The 16,841-nt window shown below is 44.2% G+C and carries 13 protein-coding genes; 5 read left to right on the top strand and 8 right to left on the bottom strand.

What is annotated here, in order from left to right; translation table 11 throughout:
• Positions 1–9 precede the first annotated feature (9 nt).
• Complete coding sequence (locus HRQ91_RS00220) at positions 10–909, top strand: aldo/keto reductase (RefSeq protein ID WP_246473237.1); 900 nt, start codon at positions 10–12, stop codon at positions 907–909.
• A 378-nt stretch (positions 910–1,287) separates the two neighbouring features.
• A complete protein-coding gene (locus tag HRQ91_RS00225; RefSeq protein ID WP_210119739.1) occupies positions 1,288–2,787 on the top strand; it encodes an HDOD domain-containing protein in 1,500 nt (499 codons plus the stop codon).
• 36 nt (positions 2,788–2,823) lie between these two features.
• On the opposite strand, the gene HRQ91_RS00230 is transcribed toward HRQ91_RS00225, so the two are convergent.
• The 4 genes from HRQ91_RS00230 to rsmI all read right to left on the bottom strand — a co-directional run bounded on the left by HRQ91_RS00230 (position 2,824) and on the right by rsmI (position 5,996).
• Positions 2,824–3,666 (bottom strand): TrmH family RNA methyltransferase, encoded by an 843-nt coding sequence (locus tag HRQ91_RS00230; RefSeq protein WP_210119740.1) that lies wholly within the window; start codon positions 3,664–3,666, stop codon positions 2,824–2,826.
• An 11-nt stretch (positions 3,667–3,677) separates the two neighbouring features.
• The gene (locus tag HRQ91_RS00235; protein WP_210119741.1) at positions 3,678–4,823 is read right to left on the bottom strand and encodes an iron-containing alcohol dehydrogenase; all 1,146 of its coding nucleotides are present in this window, start codon (positions 4,821–4,823) and stop codon (positions 3,678–3,680) included.
• Positions 4,824–4,999: 176 nt separating this feature from the next.
• Complete coding sequence (locus HRQ91_RS00240) at positions 5,000–5,287, bottom strand: flagellar biosynthesis anti-sigma factor FlgM (protein ID WP_210119742.1); 288 nt, start codon at positions 5,285–5,287, stop codon at positions 5,000–5,002.
• Between the two features lie 37 nt (positions 5,288–5,324).
• Positions 5,325–5,996 (bottom strand): 16S rRNA (cytidine(1402)-2'-O)-methyltransferase, encoded by a 672-nt coding sequence (gene rsmI, locus HRQ91_RS00245; RefSeq protein WP_210120686.1) that lies wholly within the window; start codon positions 5,994–5,996, stop codon positions 5,325–5,327.
• A 313-nt stretch (positions 5,997–6,309) separates the two neighbouring features.
• Here rsmI and HRQ91_RS00250 point away from each other — a divergent pair, with 313 nt between their 5' ends.
• The 3 genes from HRQ91_RS00250 (at position 6,310) to HRQ91_RS00260 (ending at position 8,816) form a co-directional block, all read left to right on the top strand.
• Complete coding sequence (locus tag HRQ91_RS00250; RefSeq protein WP_210119743.1) at positions 6,310–7,056, top strand: RluA family pseudouridine synthase; 747 nt, start codon at positions 6,310–6,312, stop codon at positions 7,054–7,056.
• Positions 7,057–7,090: 34 nt separating this feature from the next.
• Positions 7,091–8,077 carry an omptin family outer membrane protease gene (locus HRQ91_RS00255; RefSeq protein ID WP_210119744.1) on the top strand — a complete coding sequence of 329 codons (987 nt, stop codon included), beginning with the start codon at positions 7,091–7,093 and terminating at the stop codon, positions 8,075–8,077.
• 91 nt (positions 8,078–8,168) lie between these two features.
• Entirely contained in the window at positions 8,169–8,816 is a 648-nt protein-coding gene (locus HRQ91_RS00260; protein WP_210119745.1) for a cytidylate kinase-like family protein, read from the top strand.
• 33 nt (positions 8,817–8,849) lie between these two features.
• On the opposite strand, the gene HRQ91_RS00265 is transcribed toward HRQ91_RS00260, so the two are convergent.
• The 4 genes from HRQ91_RS00265 to HRQ91_RS00280 are packed head-to-tail and all read right to left on the bottom strand — an operon-like array spanning position 8,850 to position 16,636.
• A complete protein-coding gene (locus tag HRQ91_RS00265; RefSeq protein WP_210119746.1) occupies positions 8,850–10,124 on the bottom strand; it encodes a hemolysin family protein in 1,275 nt (424 codons plus the stop codon).
• Entirely contained in the window at positions 10,121–11,500 is a 1,380-nt protein-coding gene (locus tag HRQ91_RS00270; protein WP_210119747.1) for a hemolysin family protein, read from the bottom strand. The genes HRQ91_RS00265 and HRQ91_RS00270 overlap by 4 nt, the downstream gene beginning before the upstream one ends.
• 21 nt (positions 11,501–11,521) lie before the next feature.
• Complete coding sequence (locus HRQ91_RS00275) at positions 11,522–12,571, bottom strand: thioredoxin domain-containing protein (RefSeq protein WP_210119748.1); 1,050 nt, start codon at positions 12,569–12,571, stop codon at positions 11,522–11,524.
• A 45-nt stretch (positions 12,572–12,616) separates the two neighbouring features.
• Positions 12,617–16,636: a phosphoribosylformylglycinamidine synthase gene (locus tag HRQ91_RS00280; protein WP_210119749.1), complete on the bottom strand. Its 4,020-nt coding sequence runs from the start codon at positions 16,634–16,636 to the stop codon at positions 12,617–12,619.
• Positions 16,637–16,841 lie beyond the last annotated feature (205 nt).

The raw sequence follows: 16,841 nt of genomic DNA on the forward strand, positions 1-16,841 counted from the left end.
AGGTTAAAAATGGATATTATAAAAGGAGGAATGCAAATGAATTTTAAATCCATTACCGACAAATATAGACTTTCCGACGGAAATGAAATACCGTGTATAGGCTTCGGAACTTGGCAGTCCAAAGACGGTGAAGAATGTTATAATGCGGTTCTTGCAGCGCTGGAATGCGGATACCGTCACATAGATACTGCCGCAGCGTACGGCAATGAGGCGAGCGTAGGCAAGGCCATAAGCGAATTCCTGAAACATGGCAAATGCAAAAGAGAGGATCTTTATATCGCTACAAAATTACATAATAACGATCACGGGTATGAAGAAGCCAAGGCTGCGATAGAAAAATCTTTAAAAGATTTAAATTTGGAATATTTGGATTTGTATCTGATACACTGGCCGAATCCCATTAAAACGCGCTCCGTATGGCAAAAAGCCAACGCCGGCGCATACAAAGCTATGGAAGAAGCCGTCCGTGAAGGAAAAATACGTTCTTTAGGGATAAGTAATTTCAGGCAGCACCATATCGAAGAACTTTTAAAAACGGCGGAGATTAAGCCCGTGATAAATCAGATCAAACTTTGCCCCGGAATAACACAGCCGGAAACGGTTTCGTACAGCAGATCGCAGGGAATGCTGCTTGAAGCGTACAGTCCTATGGGGACGGGGCTGGTCCTTGAAAACGCGCAAATGAAAAAGATAGCGGACGAGCATAAAACGTCGGTGGCTCAAGTGTGCGTCAGATGGTGTTTGCAGCAGGGTTTCCTTCCGCTTCCGAAGTCGGTAAAAGCCGACCGAATTCGGCAAAACGCGGATGTTTTTTCGTTTGAATTGACGGAAAAGGAATGCAGTCTGATCGGGACACTCAAAGACACGGGTATCGTTCCCGTGCGCGACCCGGATACAACTCAGTTTTAATTTATGAATACAACGCTGCGCCGCAAAACGCCGCCCGAAAAGGCAGAACAGCCAAAACGGAATTGCTTTTCGAAGATACCTTGCGGGCGCAATACATAGTCGAAACCTATGCGCCGCACTGCGGCGCCGTATATTTAAAGAAAAAAGCCCTTTCAATTGTTACCGATGCTGCCGATTGTATAACAGGAGCGTGTTTGGAGGTTAAATGGGGTTCGGAGCGGAATCTTTGGAACCTATGATAAAGAAGCCCCTGGCCTGCTGATGTAAACAACACAAAAAAGTTTTAAATATATCGGATATATTGGAGAATTTTTATCTTTTTTTGTTTTAATTTTATACATAGCATGATATAGTATATTATAGAAGGGTATGTGTGTTATGGAGAATTCGAATAAGGTTACAGTGGATCGTTCTAAAATACGGATGGCGATAGAAACCGGCGTCCCTCTTTCAATAACAACATATACTTTGCCGCATGATGTTGAAGTATATATGACGGAAGTTTTGACCGTTTTTTTGACCGAATTGGGCCAAAAACAAATGATAGAATATTTAAGCTATTGTTTGAGCGAACTGATAACCAATGCGAAAAAAGCCAATACGAAACGCGTATATTTTCGGACAAAAAATCTGGATATAAATAATATCGGCGACTACGAAAAAGGAATGGCGACTTTTAAAGAAGATACGATGAAAAACATCAATTATTATCTTGAGTTGCAAAAAAAAGCCGGGCTTTATGTGAAATTCAGACTTCAAATGCGAAAAGACAAAATAAGAATAGAAGTCCGTAACAATGCCGAAATGACCGTTTTTGAATACAAGCGCGTCCATGACAAGCTTTCCCGCGCACAGCAGTACACTTCCATAAACGAGGCGATTTCGCAAATACTTGACAGCTCAGAAGGAGCGGGGCTGGGGCTCATAATTATGATCCTCATGCTTTCAAAGATCGGGCTTACCGAAGAAAATTTCCAAACTCTTTGCCAAGACGGTGAAACGATAACGAGAATAACGCTTCCTCTTAATAAAGAAACACAGGACAGCCTCACTAAACTTTCCGCCGAATTCGTAAAATCCATAAACGAAATTCCGCAATTTCCTGAACATATCACTAAGATAAACCGCCTCTTAAACGATCCGGATTCAAAGATGTCGGATATTGCTGCGGCCATAAGCGGCGACGTTTCTTTGACAACTGAATTGCTGCACTTGGTAAATTCTGCGGCCTTTGCGCTTGCGACTCCCTGCCATAATGTTGCGGACGCGGTAAAACTTATCGGAATACGCGGAATAAAAAACCTCTTGTTTTCAATCGGTTCAATGGAAACGCTTTCGCCGGGAAATGATAAGGTCAAAAGAAAAATTTGGGAAAACGCCAAAAAGGTCGCCTTTTTTTCATACAATATGGCGCGAAATTATTGTTCTTCGGAAAGACAACTCATAGACGATTCTTACATATGCGGGTTGCTGCATGACATAGGAAAACTGCTTTTTCAGACGGCGCATCCCAATCTTATAAACGATCTTAGGACTAAATTTTCAGAAAAAGACATACCTGTTCCGGTTTTCGAACTTATGATTGCAGGCGTAAACCACGGTGAAATAGGAGCTATGATAACGGAAAGATGGAATTTTCCGGAAGTCATAACAAATGTGATACGTTATCATCACGATCCCGATCAAGCGCCTGAGGCGTACAGAAAACTGACGTCTTTGATTTCGCTTGCGTCATTGATGGTGGATTATTACGACGGAAATATCGACTTTTACCAGATAGACGAATCTTTGCTTGTAATGTTCCATATCGAGTCCCAGGAACAGTTCGACCGCATCGTAAAAAAACTCGGGCAAGCGCTTGAAAAAGAAAACGACTGAATCAGGCTTTTTCTATTGGCGGCGGATATTTTTTTGTTAATCTACGGCTGCCGCCCGATCCGCCCTGTCCAAGAATTCCGTCCATTTTTGCATCAATATTCCCAGCGCCACTCCCACGTTAAGAGAGGCTTTTAGGCCTTTCATAGGTATTGTAACGCGGCCGTAAGAAGCCGTTTTTAGAGCTTGCGGGCTTACGCCCAATTCTTCGGAACCTATTATGCATATCCCCTGCTTCGGGAATACAAAATCCGTTATGTCGGTTCCGCCCGTTTCAAGTACAAAGACAGGCATGTTTTTAGGCAGATCTGAAAGCGATCTTTTTTCATACTCCAAGGTTTCGATACAGCCCATGCCGCTTCGTACGGCCCTTGGTTGCAGAGGATCCGTGCATCCCGGAGAAATAAATATCTTTTGTGCGCCCATTGCCTCTGCGGTACGAAAAATTGAGCCTATGTTAAAAGGAGAGCGGATGTCTTCCGCATAGATAAAGACGCCGGGATAAAAAAAGCGTTTTTTTACAGTGCCGTGCAAGCCGGGGGCGGAATGCGGCGCTATGACCAAATCCCACTCCGCAGGAAAGGTTCCTAAAATAGCTAAAAGATGATTTTTAGCGCAATTACAGACGCGCCTTTCGTCAAAAGGAGCTTCGTTTAACAAATTTTGAAGTTCGCTTTGAGCTGCGGGACTTAATTTAGGATCTTTAAAAAGGATGTTTACAAGGTTTTTTATGTATTCGCGGCGCGGCATTTTCGGAAAATCATATTCCGCTCCTTTTTCGGCGATTCCTGCAATATCACGTTCAAGAGAGCCGAAGCACAGAGCCAGTTTTCTGCGTTTTTGGCCGCCTTTTAATTGAAAAATTTTGGACGGGTCGATCATTTTTTTATAGACTAATAGGCGAGTTTTATAAGATCGAACAGATCGTCGGAAGTCATACTTCTCTGAAGGGACGTTATCAGGTCAAGCTCTCCTGCGTCTTCGGCCGCAAGGGATAGTTGTTCAACGGAAAATGACAGATCTTTTAATCTCGGCGGAAGATTCGTCTTTGCGATTCTCTGTCTTATATTGTCTGAAAAGGCGGCGACTATATTTTCGGGAGCGTCGGAAGTCGACGCCGTGCGAAATATGCGCGCCAGTTTAACAATCTTATCCGTTTTAAAATGACCTGCGTCTTCGATTATGTACGGAAGAAGAATTGCCGATGTAAGCGAGCGTGAAATTCTAAAGCGCGAGTTTATACACAAAGAAAGCAGAGAAGCCGCCCCGAGAGAGCTGCATGAAGAACCCAAAGAAGCCAAGCATCCTCCTTGAGAAAGAAGGACATCGGCGGGCGTCGTCGAAAGGGAAGGATTTCCGTCAAGGGCGAAGCTAAGCAATTCTATGCCTTTTTCAATTACCATATCGCTGAAAAAATTTGATTTTGGTGAAAGATATGCTTCTATTGCCAGACAAAGAATTTCAATCGACATGGCGGTAATCTGGTTTTCGGTGAGCGTAACGGTTAAATTCGGATCGAATAAGACAAGTTTACAAAGTCCGTTTTGAATTTTTAGCAGCTTTATGCTCATCGTTCTTGAATCCGTTACGGGAATAAAATTCGTAAAAACAAACGGAGCTCTGGGCGTCGTGGGAACACATATGAGCGGAAGAGACGCCGAAGAAGGCAAAGAGCCGTCTACAAAGGAATAAAGATCCTGTATTTCATAATAATAAGCGCTTACGGCCCGCCCTACCTGCAAAGCCTTGCTTCCGCCCACCGCTATGACGCCGTGAACATGTGCATCTTTTGCAAGGGCGAGAGCCTGCTGTATGGCTTTTGTAGAAGCGCCTTCGCTAATTTCGCTGAACACAAAAAAATCAAGATTGCGGCTGTCTAAAGATTGTAAAATTTTTTCGGAAACGCCGGCGTCTTTTAATACGGGATCTATGATAACAATGAATTTGGAGCCCCATTCACGGCAAAACTGACCCAGTCTGGTTGCCGTGTATGATCCCAATGTAATATTCGGTGAAATTTTAAAAATAAAATCAGCCATAAAATTTCCGTATTTTAAACAATCAACAACCCAGCCAAAGCTTTGCTGCGAAACTTTAAGCGGCAACGAGGATTGAACCTTCGCACTAATAAAAAAGACGGAACACAAGATCCGCCTTTTTGTTAAAACACCATTAAATTCCCTATTATTACATCCTTATAAAGCTATAAGGCAGACTACAAACCAAAGCTGGATAGAATACGGTCGGCGGCAGAACCGATCGTGTCGGCATTCAGATATGACGGATCTTTTATCTTTTGTTTTATTTCGGCGACAAGATCTGCACGCACGTCGGGAGTTGCATCCGCAACTTCCTTAAGATAAAAAGATTCGGCCATTTTTTGGGCTTCTTCGGACACAAAAATAGAATCGGAACCTGCGTCATACCTTGAAGTTTCGTCGGTTCGCTTTGTGTTTTGAAGGTTATTGAGAGAATTAACTCCTCCTATTTTATCTATCATCATATTATCCTGCCTTTATATAATTATCGGTAATATTTTTCTAAAGTTGAGACTTTTTTATGCCGGAAACAAAAACGGCAAACTCTCCTTTAAGTATATCACGTTTTTGAAAATTAGTAAAAAGTTCTTTTGCAGAACCTTCTATAATTTCTTCATGCAGCTTGGTAAGTTCCCTGCCGACTACTATTCTGCGCATACCTTCTATATCGGCAAGATCGGACAAAAGTTTTAAGATTCTGAAAGGCGATTCGTATAAGATAAAGGCTTCTTCGGTAAGCAAAAGCTCTTTAAGGCGTTTTCTGCGTTTTCCGGGGCTCGGAGAAAGAAAGCCTTCGAAGATAATGGTTTTTCCCCCTGTTCCTGCAACGCTGACGAGCGCCGTCAAAGCCGAAACGCCGGGAATAGGGATTACCCTGTAACCGGCCTTTCTTACCGCGTCCGCCAGAACTGCGCCCGGATCGCTTATGCCAGGTGTTCCCGCGTCGCTTGCGTAGGCGACGTTTTTTCCTTCTTCAAGGAGTTTAATGATTTTTGCGGCGGCGGAAAGTTCGTTTTGTGCGCGGCAGGAAATAAGAGGTTTTTTTATTTCAAAATGATTTAAAAGCTGAAGAGTGTGTCGAGTGTCTTCACATGCGACGAAGTCTGAGGATTTGAATGTTTCAAGCGCCCGTAAGGTTATGTCGCCGAGGTTCCCGATGGGCGTTCCTACCATATATAAGACAGACACAGATAAAATATATAAGCAAACCGAAATTAGGGCAAGAAGGATACGGCAGGATGTGTGTTGGCTGGCAGGACATGGAGGCTGAGACGACTACAGGGGCAGCCTATTAGGGTTAACTGCGCCGCTTTGCAGAGGGCGAAGCGCGAAATTTCTTGCGCAACGGCAGGACGCTGCCTTGCGTTCCGCTTTTTACTTTTAATGTAGGCTTTTTCCCACGCTCATACATTTCCGCAGCTCTTGTCCCGGACAGCTGAGTACCCGCGCTTTTGCAATAAGCGAAATTTTTGCTATACTTGACAATATGAAATTTGTTCCCGATTATACAGTGATATACTGCGATAAAGATATTGCAGTCTTGAATAAAAGATCCGGGCTCTTGGTTGCAGCCGACCGCTATGACGCGGCCGCTCCAAGGCTTGATCTTAGCGCCGAAAGAGAATTCGGAAAGTTGTTCGCAGTGCACCGCATAGACAAAGACACTTCCGGTATAATCGTGTATGCGCGTACGGCGGAAGCGCATAAGGCTCTTTCAATGCAGTTTGAAAACAGAAAAGTTGAAAAAATTTATCACTGTTTGGTAAACGGGCGTCCGCTTTGGGAAACTCTGCGCGTTGATTTAAAATTACAGGTTGACGGAGACTCCCGCCACAGAACCGTAGCGAATCAGCGTTCCGGAAAGACTTCCGTCACGGATTTTAGGCTGCTTGGAGTATGCGGGCCTTATTCATGGATAGAAGCGCGACCTAAGACCGGGCGGACGCATCAAATTCGAGCGCATCTTGCAGAAAACGGTTTTTTCATCGTGTGCGACCCCTTGTACGGCGGAAATCAAAAGCCTGTTCGATTGAGCGATGTTAAACGTAATTGGCACGGCGACGGAGAAGAAGAAAAACCTCTTTTAAATCGTTTGGCGCTTCACGCCTACGGTATTGAATTTGCGCATCCTTTAAGCGGGAAAAAGATGTGTTTTACAGCTCCGTATCCCAGGGACATGGAAGCGGTGCGTAAACAATTTGAAAAAATTTTTTCGGTCGATCCGCTCAAATGAATTTTGACTTAAGACCGTAATTACGGAAGAAAACATGAATAAACGGCGAAAGTTTTTTATAGCGACAGCTCTTGCATTTGCAACGGCTCTTGTTTGCGCTCAAAGCGGTCATAGCGATAAAAAGAAATGGACGTGGTCGGCTGAGGCGTCGCTCGGGTTCATATACGGCCGCATGGGCGAATATGCATATTACGACAAAGGCTCTTCCGACAAGTTAAGTTATCTTGAATGGGATATGAAGCCTTTGTGGTTTTACGGCGTAGACCTTGAAGCCGCTTCCGAAAAATTTTCTTTTCTTGTAAATTTAAAAGGCTTCGTTCCCGCTTCCTGCGGCTATATGCAGGATTCCGACTGGCTTCAAGACTATCATTGGGGAACCGGAAATCGTTCCGTAAAGACAAATTATTCCGAACACGACAATTTTCTGACTTCGGGATTTTCTTCATTCGGAGAAATCTCTTACAAGTTTCGCCCGTCTGAAAAAATATTTGTTTTTCCGCTTTTCGCCCTTGAATACCAGAACATGCATTTTTCAGGGCGCGACGGAACCGCTTGGTACGGGAAAGACAATTTTTATCCCTACAATGCCGGCGGCGGCTACAGCACGATCCAGGATTTTTTCGGAAAAGTGATAGATTATGAAAGACGGGACGTCTATGTTTGGCTCGGCTGCAGAGCAGATTGGGTTTTTTCCGGCAAATGGAATTTTTCGGTTTCAGGCTACGTTGCGCCGTATGTGTACATGTGGTCGAGGGATTCTCATTTTATGAAAAGTGTTTACTATATAGATATGGGATACGACCGGTTTTGCGCCGAAAAACTGAAAATCGCTGCAAATTACAGTTTAAAAAAGAAAATTTTACTTAAATTGGAAGCAGGATTTCTTATGACCAAAGAAATTCATACTTCCAAAGCATATCAATCAAACGAAAGAGACAAGGGATATTACAAAGTCGACGCGGAAGACGGCTTTTCTTCCGAATATTTTGAATACTCTGTGGCGGTAAAATTTTTATTTTGAGGTTATAATATAGAGATAGGGCGGATAAGCTATAAAACTCGCTAAAGGCGAGTTCTTTAAGATGCCCATAAACGATCTGACAGGAGTTCATATGAAAAATATTATTACGATAAGCCGCGAGTATGCCAGCGGCGGACGAATGATCGGCAGAAAAATTGCCGAAATGTTGGGATATTCATTTTACGATAAAGAACTTATAGACATGGCTGCCAAAGAGAGCGGCCTCTCCCCTGACTTTATCGCAAAGACCGAACAGAATATTTCAAGCGGATGGCTTTACAATATGATGCTCGGTTCAAGCTATGCGATAGGTACGGCAGGAGCAACGCCGGGGGCTGCAAACCCGATTTTGCCTTTGGCGGATCAAATTTTTAACGCTCAAAGAAAGGTGATCTTAAACATCGCAAAAGATAAAAAATGCGTAATCGTAGGCCGCTGTGCGGATTACATAATAAATTCTTCAGGGGAAACGGATAAAAACGACATATTCAATATTTTTATTTACGCTAATTTGGACGACCGCATAGACCGCGCGGTAAACGAGTACGGACTTCCCGCCGCAGAGGCTAAAAAGATAATCACTCAGATCGATAAACGCCGTGCAAACCATTACAACACTTTTACGGAAAACACGTGGGGAAAGTGTAACAATTACAATCTGTCCATAGACAGCTCTTTTTTAGGAATAGAAGGAACTGCCAAGATAATCTGTAAGATGGCAGAACAGACTAAGAGCTGAAAACCGCCTTGCGTCAACATGTCAGTCGGCACGTCAGCGGCAATTTAATTTTATTCTCACCGTCTGTATCCGGCGGGAAGCCTGATCTTCGACAACAAACAACATACCGTCCTTTTTTATTGATTCGCCGGTCGAAGGCAAGGCGTCAAAGCGTTCCAAGAGCCAGCCGCCGAGCGTTATAAAATTTTCGGATTTAAGGTTAAGTTTTAACACGGAATTTACGTCTTTAATGTGCATGTCGCCGGGAACTAAAAATTCATTTGCGGAAATAATTTTTATGCGTTTTTCAGGCGGTACTTCGGAAATTGAAAATTCGTCGGTGATTCTGTCAAAGACGGAACGCAAAAGATCGTCCATAGTCACAAGCCCCGCTACACAGCCTTGTTCGTCAAGAGCGACGGCTATATCGTCGTTGTTCTTTTTAAACAGCGTAAGCAATTCTATCGCAGTAAGGGATTCGGGAACAAAGAGAGCGGGGCTTTGATTTTTTTCGACAAAATCCGATTTTGAAATTTCTTTTTTCCCCGCAAACAAAAGTTTTTTGTAATGAAAAAAACCGGTTATGTTTTCGATGGAACCTTTGTAGACAGGAAGTCTTGAAAGTCCCGTATTCGTAAAAATTTCGACGAGGCGGGTACTTTTTATGTTTACGGGGACGGCTTTTATTAAAGACCTGTGCCGCATTATGTCATAAACATGCAGGTCGTTAAATTCAAATAATTTGTAGAACATATGCTGTTCGGATCTTTCAAGGACGCCTTCTTTGGTCCCTACGTCGATGAGGGTTTTAAGCTCTTCTTCAGTGATAAGAGGATCTTCGTGTTTCCAGAACCTTTCGGTAGCGGATGAAGCGGCTTGGGATATCTTTGTAAAAGTCCATATGACCGGGAAAAAAATTTTTTGCAGTACCAAAAGGGCGGGAGCGGCGTTTTTTGCGATGGGCAAAGGATGTGAAGCCGCTACGGTTTTAGGGACGATTTCCCCTCCTATCGTTATGATAAAAGTGACAATTATAGTGGACACGGTTATTCCTTGGGCGCCGAGAATGGAAATAGCCGCGGCTGCGCCTATTGAAGCCGCTAAAGTGCTGAAAAAATTGATTCCTATCAAAACAATCGTTAAAAGTCTGTCCATGCGGTTGTAGAGAGCCGCTATTTTTTTTGCGCCGCTTTCGTTATTTTTAAGCATTCTTTTAAGCGTAAAACTTGAAATTGAAAGATATGCGGTTTCGGACGCCGCAAAAAATGCTATGCACAAAACGAGGACAAAGAAAAAGAAAACCGTAAGAATAATTTGGAGGGTGCTCATTTTTCTTTTTCCTTTTGATTTTCAGACCGGGCTTTAGACGCAGTAGACGGCGCAAAGGGCACATTCTCCTTAGCCGCCGACAGCTTTTTCACGCGCACTGTTTCAATTCGCCGGCCGTGTAACTTTTCTACGATAAACCGGAATCCCGCAAAATCAACAAATTCCGAACGCTCGCGGATGCGGCCGCTCTCCGGCAGGCGGCCGAGTCTTTCCGTTATCCAGCCGCCCAGGGTTTCGTTTATATCCGAATTTATTGGTATATGAAGGCTTTCTCTTAAGTCTATAAGACGAGTTTCGCCGGGAACCGGACCCTCGCCGGAGGTTTCAAGCTTTGAAAGATCGACGGAAGAACGGTTTTCAGGAGAATCTTTTTTTATGATCCCGAAAATTTCGGACACTATGTCTTCCCGTGTAAGAATTCCGTCCGTTCCGGAATACTCGTCGATAACTACGGCTATGGTCTGATGTTTTTCTGCAAGCTGATTTTGTACGTACGATATGTTTTTTGTTCCCGGAACAAAAAGCGGCGGACGCATGATGTTTTGTACGTTAAAATCTTTTTGAGATCCTGTATAAAACAGAAGGTCTTTTATATAAAGAATGCCTACGATGTCGTCTATGTCGTTACGATAAACCGGAAAACGCGAAAAATGCGTTCTTTCAGATAATTCCAAAATATCTCTGTGGCTGGCGTTAATAGGAACGGCGACTATATCCGTGCGCGGAATCATAATGCTTTGCGCTTCAAGATCGGTAAATTTAAAGACGCTGTGCATCATTGTTTGTTCGCTTTTACCGAAAAGCCCTGCGTCCTTACCTACGTCTATAATTGTTTTGATGTCTTCTTCGGTAAAAGAACCTGAGCTTTTTTTGATTTCAACGCCGAAAAGTTTTAATACGGCGCGGGAAACGAATGTAAAGATAGGAACCACGGGTGAAAAAATTTTGACTACGGTCTGCACGAAAAGTGAAAGATTATAGGCGAAGACGTCGGGATGACGGGTGGAAATAGCCTTGGGCGTAATTTCTCCGAAGACAAGCAATAATGCGGTTGCAAAAAAGGTAGCTATCCCTACTCCTGCAGGTCCGAAAAGTTTTAGCGCCGCTGCGGTTAAAATGACGGAAAGCAAGGTGTTTACCAGTTCGTTTGCCACCAGTAAAGTGTTAAGCATTTTTTCTTTTTTTTGCAAAAGCCTGCCTGCGCGTAAGGCCTTTTTATCGCGGCGGTTTATTTTAGAGAGCAGCCTCAGCTTGTTTATGGACAAAAAGGAGCTTTCCGATATGGAAAAAAGCATTGAAAGCGCTATAAGGCATAGGGCCGAAATTAAAAGCGCTGAAAAACCTATATCTGCCGAAGAAAGTGATGCAGCTTTCATACGGAAAAGCTCTTTGAAATTTTAATTTGAAAGCGGGCCGTCAGGCAGCCGTTCCCTTTTATCTTCGCTGAGATGCTGCTGCAGCAGATCGAAAGCTTCCTTTGTTATTTCTATGGCCTGCAGAATTTCCGGCGCAGCTTCGCTTTCGGGGCTTGCGGCATAGGCCTTTTGAAGAAGTTCAAAAATCCTTCTTGTAACATCGATATCTGCAACATCCGTTTGTCTCAAAATATAGGCGGACATATAATACGCCTGCTGCTTTTCTTCATCCGTTACAAAGTCTGAAGAAGTGATTTTTTCAAGAGCTTCAACGGCAGCTTTCATGTCTCCGTTCATAAAAGCCTTTTGAACTTCGATATTTACCGACGCTGTTGTGTATTTCCCGATAAGGCCGGTTTCATTTTCCTTGTCCAGTTCTAAAAAGCGCTCTATTTCATTTGCCAAAAGAATTCGGTTTTGTGGAGGGGTCGCTTCATATAAGGCGTCTATCGCCCTTGCCTGTTCGATTTTTCCGCCGGATTTCGTAGCTTCAACCAGGGCGTTTAAGCGGGATCTTTCTTCCGCTTTGGAATCTATGACGGAAATAAAATCTTCCGGCTTAATGATCGAGCCGTCGCAGCTGAGAGAAGAAATAAAATACCCTTCTTTTGTGATCAAAAACGCGGCGGGAGTGGATTCTACGTAAAAACTCGTCGCTATACGTAAGTTTTTGTCATATTTTTGCTGAAGTTTTATCATAGATTTTTTTACTTTTTCCGAAGCGGATTCATCGACCGGCAGACCCGGATATTTTTTTGCGGAAAAATCCAAATTTACACATACTAAGGACTTTTTTGCAAAATCTTTAAAAGTTTTGGTTCGAATTATATTTTCGCTGAAAAAAGCGCTCCTTTCGTCTTCGTTTATAAGGCTCACAAAAAAAAGAATGTCCTTGTCGTTCTTTTGGGCGACCTCTTTCGCCCTGTCAAAGTCTTCGTACCAGCCGAACCGATCGGGGCTGTTTGAATTACAGCTTATAAATAAAGACATAGCGGCCAATAAGGCCGTCATAGCCGTCAGTTTTTTTTTCATAAACAAACTCCTCGCATGCCGTTTTCGTGCGCAAAAGCGCACAATTTAACTGAAATAACGCACGCCTGCGGCAAAAATGTTTTGGCAGGAACTTTCATGTTCGTTTGTAAGCGGATCGCCCGCAACATTCTTTATTAAATCCCTTGAACAACCGTTTTTACCGCTTCCTATCGTTCGTTCGCTGTGACCCATTTTTCCGAGAATTTTTCCGCAAGGGCTTGTTATTCCTTCTATGGCGAACAAGGATCCATTGGGATTGTCAGGCTCCGAAAGCGCGGGGCTCCCCGTTTCATCCGTATATTGGCTGAAAACCTGTCCGCTTTCAAACAAAAACTTCGCTTCTTCGGAACGCATAAAGATCCTTCCTTCGCCGTGCGACACGGGAACAAGATGTATTTTGTCTTCAATTACCGACGGATCCTGCGCCCAAGGGCTTACGGCCGAAACTATTTTTGTGCGCGAAATTCTTGAAACGTGCCGTCCTATCGTATTGAATGTCAGCGTTGGCATGTCTTGCGTTATCGGAATGATCTTGCCGTAGGGCAAAAGACCCGTTTTTATGAGCGCTTGAAAACCGTTGCATATGCCGAGTATGAGGCCGTTCCGTTTTTCAAGCAGGGACATGACCGCGTCCGCAATATTATTTTGGCGAAGGACGTTCGCTATAAATTTGCCCGAACCGTCAGGTTCGTCCCCTGCCGAAAATCCGCCGGAAAGAGCAAGGATTTGGGCTTCGGCTATCGCTCTTTCAAATTCCTTTAAAGAAGCCTGCAACGCTTCTTGTGTATTGTTTTTGAACACAAGAATTTTAGTTTTTGCTCCCGCAAGATTGAAAGCTCTCGCCATATCGTATTCACAGTTGGTGCCCGGAAAAACAGGCAGCAGCGCCAAGGGTCTTACGGATACGGTTTTAAAAGCAGGGTTTTTTCTGACGGCCGCTACGGAAGGATGTGTTTTTTTTGCAAAACCCGGCAGATCTTTTAAAGAATTTTTTTCCGACTTTATAGGAAACACTTTCGAAAGAGTGCTTTCCCATGCATCTTCGGCTTCTTTTAATGGTATGGAAACCGGTTCCGAATCTTTTTCAGCCTCCGCTGCAGCTGCCGATGCATAAATCGTAATTTCGGGGGATTTTTGAGTTTCCCCGAGTTTTATTACTGTTTTATGAACCAGATCGGGGTCGTTTTCAAGATCAAGATCCGTTTCAACTATGACGGCGCCGTAGAGCGGCGTAAACAGATTTGAAAACGGAATATCCGAAAAAGATGAACTCGTACCGTACACGGCGCCGCCTTTCGGGACGGACATTATTTTTATGCCGATGTTGTTTCCCATGGCCATTTTGGTTACGGCTTCCGCAATTCCTCCGGCACATACGGGATACATTGCAAAAATCTTACCTTCACTGTTGTACCGATACAGGGTATTCGCGTTTTCATTAAACGCTTTAAAATCGGGAACGAGTTTTTCCGAATAGGGAGTTACGACAATATAAACGGAACTGCCACTTTTTTTAAATGAACCGCAGGTCACGTTTTTTACTTCTTCATGGGCGACTGCAAAAGAAACGAGCGTATGCGGCACGTTCATGTTTTCAAAGCTGCCGCTCATGCTGTCCTTTCCGCCTATGCTCGCGGTTCCCATCGCTTTTTGTGCATCGAGCGCGCCCAGCAGAGCTGCGGCAGGATAACCCCAAGTTTTTTTGTCTACCGCCCTGCCGAAAAATTCCTGAAAAGAAAGACGGGCGGTATCAGGTCTTCCTCCCATGCAAAGAATTTTTGCAAGAGAAGAAAGAACCGATATTTGAGAGCCGTGCCAAGGGCTCCATTCGCTTATTCTGGGGTCAAAGCCGAATGACATAAGGCTTACGGTAGAAGTTTCCGAAGGAGAGATCACGGGGATTTTTGCAGCCATTCCCGCTTCGGGAGTGCATTGCCGTCTTCCTCCGTACGGAAACAGAACGCTGGACGATCCTATGGAACCGTCAAATCTTTCGCCGAGACCTCTTTGTGAACAGCAGGCGAGGTCCGACATGTTTTTAAGCCATGCGTTTTTAAGACGGTTTTCGGGCTCACCCTTGTTTTTAAGTTCTTTTAAAACCGAAGCGAGCGGATGCGCTAAAGAAGAATCTTCAGGCTTCGCAGGGCTTTCGATAAGGGCGTTCGCCTTATGCGGGGCTCCCGCTGCGTCCAAAAATTCACGCGCTATGTCTACGATGACTTTTTTTCGCCACCTCATGACGAGCCGGTTCGTATCGGTTACGACGGCTACTGCGACGGCTTGCAAATTTTCTTCGGAAGCAGCCTTGATAAACTTATCGGCATCCTCTTTTTTTACAACTACAGCCATCCGTTCCTGAGATTCTGAAATGGCAAGTTCCGTACCGTTAAGGCCTTCGTATTTTTTAGGAACGGCGTCCAGATTGATGTCCAGCCCCGGCGCAAGTTCCCCTATCGCTACGGAAACGCCTCCTGCGCCGAAGTCGTTGCAGCGGAGTATCATAAGGCTTACGTCGGGATTTCTGAAAAGTCTCTGGATCTTTCGCTCTTCAACTGCGTTCCCCTTTTGTACTTCAGCCGCCGCCGTAACGACGGATTTTTTTGTATGGACTTTGGAAGATCCCGTCGCTCCTCCGATTCCGTCCCGTCCGGTACCGCCGCCCAAGAGTATTATGACGTCCCCTTTTTCAGGGGTTTTGCGTATGACAGTGTCTGCAGGCGCGGCGGCGATGACTGCTCCCAATTCCATGCGCTTAGCTTTGTATCCGTCGTGATAAAATTCCGTTACCTGCCCTGTCGTAAGCCCTATCTGATTTCCGTAAGAAGAAAATCCTTGGGCGGCTTCACGCACAAGCTTTATTTGCGGAAGTTTTCCCGGCAAAGTCTCGGAAAGAGGAACGGTGGGATCGCCCGCTCCCGTAATGCGCATTGATTGGTATACCCACGAGCGTCCCGAAAGCGGATCCCTTATAGCTCCGCCTATACAAGTGGCCGCTCCGCCGAAGGGTTCTATTTCCGTAGGGTGATTATGCGTTTCATTTTTAAACATCAAGAGCCAGCGTTCGGTGGAATTTTCGGAATTTTTTGTAACGAGGTTTCCGTTTTTATCGGCCGTGTAATGCACGTCGATGTAAATCGAACAGGCGTTGTTTTCTTCGGAAACTTCCAAATCGTCGAGTTTGCCGTGTTTACGAAGATATTTGGCCCCTATCGTCGCCATATCCATAAGAGTTACCGGCTTGCCGCTTTTTTTAGCATACAGATCATCTCTCATGGAATTATAGTTTTCTAAGGATTTTTTAAATAATTGCGAATAAGGGCCGTCTTCAATTTGAATGTCGCTGAGCTCGGTTAAAAAAGTGGTGTGACGGCAGTGATCCGACCAATATGTGTCCAAAACACGGACTTCGGTTTCCGTAGGATTTCGGTTTTCTTTTTTAAAATAATCCTGCAAAAATTTTATATCCGCAAAATCCATCGCCAAACACATGTCCAGTCGCAAAGTTTCAAGAGCCCTCTCATCTAGAGAAATAAAACCGTCAAGAATTTCGATATCTTCCGGATCCTTTGTTTTCATAACAAGGGTTTCAGGAATTTCATGAGAAGCGAGCCTCGAATCTACAGGGTTTATGACATAGTTTTCTATTTTTTTTATGTCTTCGGTCGACAAATTTCCTTTTAAAATCAGCATCTTTGCGCAGTGCACGAGAGGAGGGTTCGCTTCCGTTCTGACCGACCGCGAAAGATCTTCACGCAGCAAAAGAAGACACTGCCGGGAAGAATCCGCTCTCTGATCGTACTGCCCGGGAAGGTATTCCCACGCGATGACGGTTTCGTCTTTTTCTACGTTAATTTCTGAAAACGTGTAAAGGTCGCTCTGCGGCTCCGAAAAAATACGAGTCGCGGCGGACATCGCGACATCTTTTGAGATGTTTTCCATGTCGTAGCGATTTAAATATCGTACGCCCGTAATTCCTTTGATTCCTAAAAAATCCCTTATTTCGGAAAAAAAGCGGGCGGCTTCGTTTTGAAAACCTTCTTTTCTTTCTACATATATGCGGAACATTATATAAGTATATGGGTTTACTTAAGACATTTCAATCCGTTTTTTTGCCTTAGGCAAAACGGGGTAAGTTGCCTCACATAAAAACCTAACCGGAACATTGACAAAATCACATTCCGTAAAGTATCATAACCGATATTATAAATAAAACGTTATTTAAAACTGTGCGTCGCGTAAAATTGGACTTTTTCGGCGCCGCGGTTTACTG

Origin of the sequence: Treponema parvum, assembly GCF_017893965.1 — a bacterium.
Lineage (GTDB): Bacteria > Spirochaetota > Spirochaetia > Treponematales > Treponemataceae > Treponema_D > Treponema_D parvum.

Coding starts and splice junctions, on each gene's coding strand:
- HRQ91_RS00260 (WP_210119745.1), top strand. CDS start 8,169: ATGAAAAATATTATTACGATAAGCCGCGAGTATGCCAGCGGCGGACGA.
- HRQ91_RS00255 (WP_210119744.1), top strand. CDS start 7,091: ATGAATAAACGGCGAAAGTTTTTTATAGCGACAGCTCTTGCATTTGCA.
- HRQ91_RS00230 (WP_210119740.1), bottom strand. CDS start 3,666: ATGATCGACCCGTCCAAAATTTTTCAATTAAAAGGCGGCCAAAAACGC.
- HRQ91_RS00270 (WP_210119747.1), bottom strand. CDS start 11,500: ATGAAAGCTGCATCACTTTCTTCGGCAGATATAGGTTTTTCAGCGCTT.
- HRQ91_RS00240 (WP_210119742.1), bottom strand. CDS start 5,287: ATGATGATAGATAAAATAGGAGGAGTTAATTCTCTCAATAACCTTCAA.
- HRQ91_RS00280 (WP_210119749.1), bottom strand. CDS start 16,636: ATGTTCCGCATATATGTAGAAAGAAAAGAAGGTTTTCAAAACGAAGCC.
- HRQ91_RS00220 (WP_246473237.1), top strand. CDS start 10: ATGGATATTATAAAAGGAGGAATGCAAATGAATTTTAAATCCATTACC.
- rsmI (WP_210120686.1), bottom strand. CDS start 5,996: ATGGTAGGAACGCCCATCGGGAACCTCGGCGACATAACCTTACGGGCG.
- HRQ91_RS00225 (WP_210119739.1), top strand. CDS start 1,288: ATGGAGAATTCGAATAAGGTTACAGTGGATCGTTCTAAAATACGGATG.
- HRQ91_RS00265 (WP_210119746.1), bottom strand. CDS start 10,124: ATGAGCACCCTCCAAATTATTCTTACGGTTTTCTTTTTCTTTGTCCTC.
- HRQ91_RS00275 (WP_210119748.1), bottom strand. CDS start 12,571: ATGAAAAAAAAACTGACGGCTATGACGGCCTTATTGGCCGCTATGTCT.
- HRQ91_RS00235 (WP_210119741.1), bottom strand. CDS start 4,823: ATGGCTGATTTTATTTTTAAAATTTCACCGAATATTACATTGGGATCA.
- HRQ91_RS00250 (WP_210119743.1), top strand. CDS start 6,310: ATGAAATTTGTTCCCGATTATACAGTGATATACTGCGATAAAGATATT.